This window comes from Xanthobacter sp. NM-59, from assembly GCF_021401125.1.
Lineage (GTDB): Bacteria > Pseudomonadota > Alphaproteobacteria > Rhizobiales > Xanthobacteraceae > Xanthobacter.
In genome coordinates this window covers 1-750 of the sequence record NZ_JACBFQ010000029.1, presented here as the reverse complement: position 1 = coordinate 750, position 750 = coordinate 1, and the positions used below count along the sequence as shown (strand labels likewise).

The following is a 750-nucleotide window of genomic DNA, read 5'->3' as shown; positions in this document are numbered from 1 at the left end:
AGGCCTGGAAGGGATGCTTGACTGCGTCGCGCTTTTCGGTGGCTTCCTTTGCGGAGGGCTCACCCTTGACGGCGCGGGCGATGGCGAGCTTGGTGGCCTCGTAGTTGTAGGACTGGATCTTGGCGTCGTCGGCCGCTTCCCAGTGGATGAACACGCCCACGCAGATGTAGAGGTCGTCGGCCTCTTCCATGGGGATGATGCCCTCGGCCACCGCGTCCTGCACCGCCTTGGCGACGCCGTGCTGGGCCGGGCCGAACATCTGCACCGCCTGGCGCGCGTCCTTGATGGTCACCTTGTTGAACATCACCGTGTTCGGCTTGCACGCCAGGTTCGGCGCGATCACCGCCAGGAGGCTGGTGAAGCCATCCTTGTTGTTGGTCAGGCTGGTGCAGAAGGCGGTTTCCGCCGCGCTGCCGCGCGGGCCGATGAGCAGATCGATGTGCGCGACTTCGTTGCCGTCGCCCACCAGAGCCTCACCCACCATCACCTTGTTGATCTTCGCCATTGGTCTCGTCCTCCCAAAAATCTCACCGGGTGCTGTTCTTGTGCAGCCTCACGCTGAACCCCAAGGCGCGCCTTGAAACAAGAAACGCCTTGAAAAACGGCGCGCCTCGGAACCCAAGGAAAACCTCGAAACAACGAACACCCGGCAGGGGACGACCGCTTCCGGAAATTCTCGGATAGCGGTCGGCTGCCGCTTACCCTTGTTTCAGCGCCCGGCACCCCGCCGAGCCGGTTCACCGGATAGCG

Annotated in this window: 1 protein-coding gene; it reads right to left on the bottom strand. The window is 63.3% G+C overall.

Going from position 1 to position 750, the window contains the following annotated elements:
• On the bottom strand, positions 1-505 hold a 505-nt coding region (fae, locus tag L0966_RS22150; RefSeq protein ID WP_234054270.1), incomplete at its 3' end, for a formaldehyde-activating enzyme.
• Between the last annotated feature and the right edge of the window lie 245 nt (positions 506-750).